The following is a 6,127-nucleotide window of genomic DNA, read 5'->3' as shown; positions in this document are numbered from 1 at the left end:
AGCGCTTCAAGCCGCTGGTGGACGAGATCAAGTCTGGCGCCACCCCGGGTAAGGACAAGTAACAGATGTGGTTCTGGGAAAAGTACACTACTCCGTGGAGCCTGTCGCAGGCAGGCATCCTCGGTATGAACAAGCGCAACCACTCCTACATCAGCCGCTACAATCCGCGCAGCCTCTATCCGCTGGTGGATGACAAGCTGCAGACCAAGCAAATTGCGCTGGATGCAGGCGTGACGGTGCCTGAGCTGATCGGCACCATCCGTGCCCAGCACGATGTAGGTCGCATCACCGAGCTGGTAAAAGATTGGCCGGGCTTCTGCATCAAGCCGGCCCGTGGCTCTGGCGGCAAGGGGATCCTGGTGATCCTCCGTCAGGAAGATGGTCTCTTCTACAAACCCAACGGCAGCGCCTGCAACGGCCAGGATCTGGAGCGCCATGTCTCCAACATTCTGGCGGGGCTCTATTCGCTTGGTGGCAAGCCAGACGTAGCGCTGGTCGAAGGCCTTATCAACTTCGATGACGTATTCGACGGCTACTCGTTCGAAGGGGTGCCCGATGCCCGGGTGATCATCTTCAAAGGCTTCCCGGTGATGGCGATGATGCGCCTCTCCACCTCGGCCTCCGATGGCAAGGCGAACCTGCACCAGGGCGCCGTTGGGGTGGGTCTGTGCCTGCGTACCGGCCGCGCGCTGCGGGCGGTGCAGTTTGGCAATCCGCTGCGCCACCATCCGGATACCGGCCTCGACCTCTATGAGCTCAAGGTACCCCACTGGGATACCCTGCTCACCCTGGCCGCCTCCTGTTACGAGATGTCTGGTCTGGGCTATATCGGTACCGATATGGTGCTGGACAAGTTCCGCGGCCCCATGCTGCTGGAGCTCAACGCCCGCCCGGGTCTGGCCATTCAAATCGCCAACGGTCGTGGCCTGGTGCCCAACCTCAAGACCATCGAGAAGCTGGGACAGGTCAAGATGAGCGTGGCGCAGCGGGTCAACTTTGCCAAAGAACACTTCGGTATCTTTGACGAGTAGTCCCGCCCCCCATGTCAAAAGCGCGCCAAAGGGCGCGCTTTTTTATGACTGCCGTTTATCGGCGCGCTGCCGGCAACGACAATCCTGCCGAGCAATGGGACAGAACCAGACAGCCAAACAACGGCCATAAAAAAACCGATGCCTGGGCATCGGTTTTTCACTATCCGGCACGCAGACCCGATTACAGGGAAGCGGCGTTCTCGGACAGATACTTGGCAACGCCATCCGGGGAGGCGGTCATGCCTTTCTTGCCTTTCTCCCACTGAGCCGGGCACACTTCGCCGTGCTCTTCGTGGAACTGCAGGGCATCCACCATGCGCAGCATCTCGTCGATGTTGCGACCCAGCGGCAGATCGTTGACTACCTGGTGACGAACAACACCGTTTTTGTCGATCAGGAAGGAGCCACGGAACGCCACACCGGCTTCCGGGTGCTCGACATCATAGGCTTTGCAGATCTCGTGCTTGATGTCGGCAACCAAGGGGTACTTGACTGGGCCGATGCCGCCGTCTTCGATCTTGGTGTTGCGCCAGGCGTTGTGAGAGAACTCGGAATCGATGGAAACACCGATCACTTCCACGCCACGCTTGTTGAACTCTTCCAGACGGTGATCGAAGGCAATCAGCTCGGACGGGCAGACGAAGGTGAAGTCGAGCGGATAGAAGAACAGGACGGCTGCCTTGCCTTTGATGTGGGATGAGAGGGTGAACGAATCAACGATCTCGCCATTACCCAGAACGGCTGCGGCGGTAAAATCGGGTGCGGGACGGCCTACCAATACCATATTCAATTCCTCTTTAAGTGAAGTGAACAATCCAGTCAGGATTGGGCTACCAAGAGCCTAGTCCGTCTAATTCAAGCGACAAACTATAGACCCGGTGGTAGATTAGTTAAATCAAATTAAATAGATAGCATTAATCGGATTTTCCTATGCAACGTTGGCCCAGCCTCAAACAGCTGCAATATCTGGTCGCTCTCGACGAGCACAAGAACTTCAACCGCGCCGCCAAGGCCTGTCATGTCAGCCAGTCGACCCTGAGTACCGGGATCCAGACGCTGGAAGAGATGATGAACCTGCAACTGGTGGAGCGGGACCACAAGAGCTTCATTATGACCCCGGTCGGCATGGAAATCGTCGAGCGCGCTCGCAATTTGCTCTCCGATGCGCGAGATCTGATGGAACTAGGTCAACACCAGGGTGGTGTGATGCAGGGGACCGTGCGTCTGGGCTGTATTCCCACCATCGCCCCCTTCCTGCTCAGCAAACTGCTGAAAGTATGCAGCAAAACCTATCCTGACCTCGAATTGTTACTGCGGGAAGACACCACCAGCAATCTGCTCAAGCAGCTGGAACAAGGTCAGCTCGACTTGCTGATCCTCGCTCTCCCCATCGAGATCGGTGGTTTTCACTGCAAGACCGTCGGCCAGGATCCGTTCCACATGGTGATGCCCGCCAGCATGGCGGCCGGTCTGCACACCCCGTTCGACTACAAGGAGCTGCCAAACCAGAGCATCTTCCTGCTGGAGCGGGAGCACTGCCTCACCGAGCACGCAGTGAGCGCTTGCCGTCTGCGGGACAAGAGCAAGATCAATCCCTTTGCCGCCACCAGCCTGCACACTCTGGTGCAGATGGTCGAGGCGGGACTTGGCACTACCTTCCTGCCTCAGATGGCCATCGACGCCGGCATTCTTGCCAATTCGGATCTGGTCGCCATTCCCCTGCCGGGGGAAAAATCCTATCGCGAGATCGGCATGGTTTGGCGTCCCAGTACCACCCGGGTGCAAACCTTCTATAAGCTGGCCGAATTGCTTACCCCACTGATCAATCCCGCCCACTGACCCCGAATGCCAGCCGCAGGCTGGCGTTTTTCGCTCACTTGCCGCATTTTCTCCTTTCGGGACTAGGTATCAAGCCAGATCCCTGTTTATGATGGAAAAGTTGTCACGCCACTGGCGGCCGTCACCATATTCTGTCCGGGGTGGCGGTTAACAGACGTATCTATTGGTAGACCCCGTTGTGGAGAGCTCTCCGATGTACCGCAAGCTGATGCTATCCCTGCTGACCCTGCTGCTGGCCGCCTGCTCCAGCACGCCAGAGCCACCGCCGCCCCGCCAGCAGAGCAGTGCCTTTGACGGTTTCTACCAGCAGTGGCGTGGCGTCCCCTACCGGATGGGCGGCACCAACCGCGCCGGACTCGACTGCTCCGCCTTCACCCAGCTCGCCTACAATCAGGTGCTGGGAGTCAACTTGCCAAGAACCACCGAATCCCAGGCCAGTATCGGCAAACCGGTGGATCGCTACCGGCTGCAACACGGGGATCTGGTCTTCTTCAAAACCGGCTGGCAGCAGTACCATGTGGGGGTCTATACCGGTGCCGGCGAGTTTATCCACGCCTCCACGAGCAAGGGTGTAATCCGTTCGAGACTCGACAATGTCTACTGGAACAGCCGCTATTGGCAAGCCCGTCGGGTAACCCAGTAAAGGTTCAAACACCTGCCCGTTATACTGCTGGACTCCGTCAATCCCGGTCGCCAGGTCGAGATAATCCCCTGCACTGAAAACTCAATTGGCCCCAAAACCTGCCTTTCATACCATTTTGTGATAAGGTGGTGGCCAATTTTTAGCACTTTCGCGCTTTTCTCATACGCTATCTGTCCTGATTGACAATAAGCGAAGCAGCGAAAGTGGCTGTGACAGCACTGCCGGACGGGTGGCTCACAGCAGCAGTATCAAGGGTTAAATAGATAAGGAGATCATCCAATGAAACAGTATCAAAACTGGCTGGGGCAATACCTGATGAGTCGCCGTGACGGCGACCACGCCATGGCATGCGAGATGGCGAGTTCCATCTGCGAGTTCTGGCAACAACAGGGAGATGAAACCGAACTGGACAAGTGGCAGCAGATTTACCAGAACCATCTGGAAAAGACCACCTGATCCCGACCGTCACCTTGCTGCCAGCCATCTGTTGGCAGCAAGGCTGCCCCCTATTGCTTCGCGCATAGCCAGTTCCCGCATAACGCCCTTTTGCATGCCCCCTCTACCATTTCTTGAGTCCATGACAGTGCTCATCCAGAACCAAGTGTCGAGCTCGTCGATGCAACCGGACACAACAGGGTTCCCCACCCTGTTTCCCCGGGTTTCATCCAAACCAACCGCGTCCTCACGGCGGGTTTTCTGTTTTGAGAACAAGGGGATGGGCAGTTCTGTCGCAATCCATGGCGACAATTTCCCCAAGTTGGTCAGTTTGTGCTAAAATGGCGCTCATTTTTTGACATCTCGCGTCACGTTCGCCGCCAGATTGCCCATCGGGCTCTCTGCCCGGGTCGTGACTTTGCACCATCATGCCTGATGATGTTCCCCCCAAGATGAGCCGACAGGCTCCCGTCAAGGTGGGCACCTTCAAGGGCACATGAGATAAGGAGATCGGGTAATGAAACAATATCAAAGCTGGCTGGGAGATTATCTGATGAGCCGACGTGACGGAGATCACGCGATGGCTTCGGAACTTGCCAACACCATCTGCGCCTTCTGGAAGGCCCAGGGTGATGAAGCAGAAACCAGCAAATGGCAGCAACGCTATCAGCAACACGTAGAGCAGGCGCAATAAGCCCCTGCACTCTTTCGCGATAAAAAAACCGGCGCACATGGCGCCGGTTTTGTCTTTTCTGGCAAGCAGAAGACATTACATTTGGTCGATCATGTCCTGAGCAAACTGGGAGCAGGAACGCAGAGTCGCCCCTTCCATCAGACGCTCGAAGTCATAGGTGACGGTCTTGTTTCGGATCGCCGCTTCCATGCCCTTGATGATGAGATCGGCCGCTTCGACCCAGCCCATGTGGCGCAGCATCATCTCGGCGGAGAGGATCAGGGAACCCGGGTTGACCTTGTCCTGACCGGCATACTTCGGCGCAGTACCGTGGGTCGCTTCGAACAGGGCCACACCATCGCCGATGTTGGCACCCGGCGCGATACCGATACCGCCTACCTGAGCGGCCAGCGCGTCGGAGATGTAGTCGCCGTTGAGGTTCATACAGGCGATGACGTCATACTCGGCCGGACGCAGCAGGATCTGCTGCAAGAAGGCATCGGCGATAACATCCTTGATGACGATGGTCTTGCCGGTTTTCGGGTTCTTGAAGGAGCACCAGGGGCCGCCGTCGATCAGCTGGGCGCCATACTCGTTCTGAGCCAGAGCATAACCCCAATCCTTGAAGGCACCTTCGGTGAACTTCATGATGTTGCCCTTGTGCACCAGGGTCACGGAGTCGCGATCGTTGTCGATGGCATACTCGATAGCGGCACGCACCAGACGCTCGGTACCGGCTTTGGACATCGGCTTGATGCCGATACCACAGGACTCGGGGAAGCGAATTTTCTTCACGCCCATCTCGTTTTGCAGGAAGGCGATCACCTTGTTCGCTTCGGCACTGTCGGCCTTCCACTCGATGCCGGCGTAGATGTCTTCGGCGTTTTCGCGGAAGATCACCATGTCGGTCAGATCAGGACGTTTCACCGGGCTCGGGGTGCCGTCGTAGTAACGCACCGGGCGCAGGCAGATGTAGAGATCCAGCTCCTGACGCAGGGCCACGTTGAGGGAGCGGATACCGCCACCGACCGGAGTAGTCAGCGGGCCCTTGATGGCCACGCAGTATTCGCGAATGAAATCCAAGGTTTCGGCCGGCAGCCAGGCACCTTCGCCATAGACATGAGTCGATTTCTCGCCGGTATAGATCTCCATCCAGGCGATCTTGCGCTCGCCCTTGTAGGCTTTCTCGACCGCAGCATTCACCACATTCAACATGGCAGGGGTTACGTCAACACCGATGCCATCCCCTTCAATAAACGGAATGATCGGATGGTTGGGAACCTGCAGCTTGCCGTTGGCATCGACTGTGATTTTCTGACCCTGGGTCGGGATTACTACTTTGCTTTCCATCGGCATCTCCTAACTTCCGTTTGTTATCAACTTGTTTGTTGCGCGCGGCCATCTTAGCCCATTCATTTTCATAATAAAACGACAAGAAAGCATGTCAGACCAAAGAGGTAGCCACCCGCCAGTGCGCCGTCACCACGCCTTCCCGACACAGCCCCG

Annotated in this window: 7 protein-coding genes; 5 read left to right on the top strand and 2 right to left on the bottom strand. The window is 57.0% G+C overall.

All coding sequences use genetic code 11. From position 1 onward, the window contains the following. Nucleotides 1-65: 65 nt before the first annotated feature. A complete protein-coding gene (locus G5358_RS10395) occupies nt 66-1,031 on the top strand; it encodes an alpha-L-glutamate ligase-like protein (protein ID WP_216953262.1) in 966 nt (321 codons plus the stop codon). 181 nt (nt 1,032-1,212) lie between these two features. Here G5358_RS10395 and G5358_RS10390 read toward each other — a convergent pair whose 3' ends face one another. Further along, on the bottom strand, nt 1,213-1,815 hold the full coding sequence (locus G5358_RS10390; protein ID WP_216953261.1) for a peroxiredoxin C: 603 nt from the start codon (nt 1,813-1,815) through the stop codon (nt 1,213-1,215). A gap of 146 nt (nt 1,816-1,961) precedes the next feature. Here G5358_RS10390 and G5358_RS10385 point away from each other — a divergent pair, with 146 nt between their 5' ends. The 4 genes from G5358_RS10385 (at nt 1,962) to G5358_RS10370 (ending at nt 4,642) form a co-directional block, all read left to right on the top strand. Beyond that, nucleotides 1,962-2,870, top strand: coding sequence for a hydrogen peroxide-inducible genes activator (locus tag G5358_RS10385; protein WP_216953260.1), 909 nt, complete (start codon nt 1,962-1,964; stop codon nt 2,868-2,870). A 193-nt stretch (nt 2,871-3,063) separates the two neighbouring features. Beyond that, entirely contained in the window at nt 3,064-3,513 is a 450-nt protein-coding gene (locus tag G5358_RS10380; protein WP_216953259.1) for a C40 family peptidase, read from the top strand. Between the two features lie 279 nt (nt 3,514-3,792). Continuing rightward, on the top strand, nt 3,793-3,969 hold the full coding sequence (locus G5358_RS10375; RefSeq protein WP_005347176.1) for a hypothetical protein: 177 nt from the start codon (nt 3,793-3,795) through the stop codon (nt 3,967-3,969). Nucleotides 3,970-4,465: 496 nt separating this feature from the next. Further along, nucleotides 4,466-4,642 carry a hypothetical protein gene (locus G5358_RS10370; RefSeq protein WP_005337712.1) on the top strand — a complete coding sequence of 59 codons (177 nt, stop codon included), beginning with the start codon at nt 4,466-4,468 and terminating at the stop codon, nt 4,640-4,642. 75 nt (nt 4,643-4,717) lie between these two features. On the opposite strand, the gene icd is transcribed toward G5358_RS10370, so the two are convergent. After that, nucleotides 4,718-5,971: an NADP-dependent isocitrate dehydrogenase gene (gene icd, locus G5358_RS10365; protein ID WP_005347179.1), complete on the bottom strand. Its 1,254-nt coding sequence runs from the start codon at nt 5,969-5,971 to the stop codon at nt 4,718-4,720. Nucleotides 5,972-6,127: the final 156 nt, after the last annotated feature.

The organism is Aeromonas sp. 604176 (assembly GCF_049170755.1).
Classification (GTDB): Bacteria; Pseudomonadota; Gammaproteobacteria; order Enterobacterales; family Aeromonadaceae; genus Aeromonas; species Aeromonas veronii_A.
Note: the sequence above shows the minus strand (reverse complement) of the source record. Positions and strands in the feature narration are given on the sequence as shown.

Coding starts and splice junctions, on each gene's coding strand:
- G5358_RS10390 (WP_216953261.1), bottom strand. CDS start 1,815: ATGGTATTGGTAGGCCGTCCCGCACCCGATTTTACCGCCGCAGCCGTT.
- G5358_RS10385 (WP_216953260.1), top strand. CDS start 1,962: ATGCAACGTTGGCCCAGCCTCAAACAGCTGCAATATCTGGTCGCTCTC.
- G5358_RS10395 (WP_216953262.1), top strand. CDS start 66: ATGTGGTTCTGGGAAAAGTACACTACTCCGTGGAGCCTGTCGCAGGCA.
- G5358_RS10370 (WP_005337712.1), top strand. CDS start 4,466: ATGAAACAATATCAAAGCTGGCTGGGAGATTATCTGATGAGCCGACGT.
- G5358_RS10380 (WP_216953259.1), top strand. CDS start 3,064: ATGTACCGCAAGCTGATGCTATCCCTGCTGACCCTGCTGCTGGCCGCC.
- icd (WP_005347179.1), bottom strand. CDS start 5,971: ATGGAAAGCAAAGTAGTAATCCCGACCCAGGGTCAGAAAATCACAGTC.
- G5358_RS10375 (WP_005347176.1), top strand. CDS start 3,793: ATGAAACAGTATCAAAACTGGCTGGGGCAATACCTGATGAGTCGCCGT.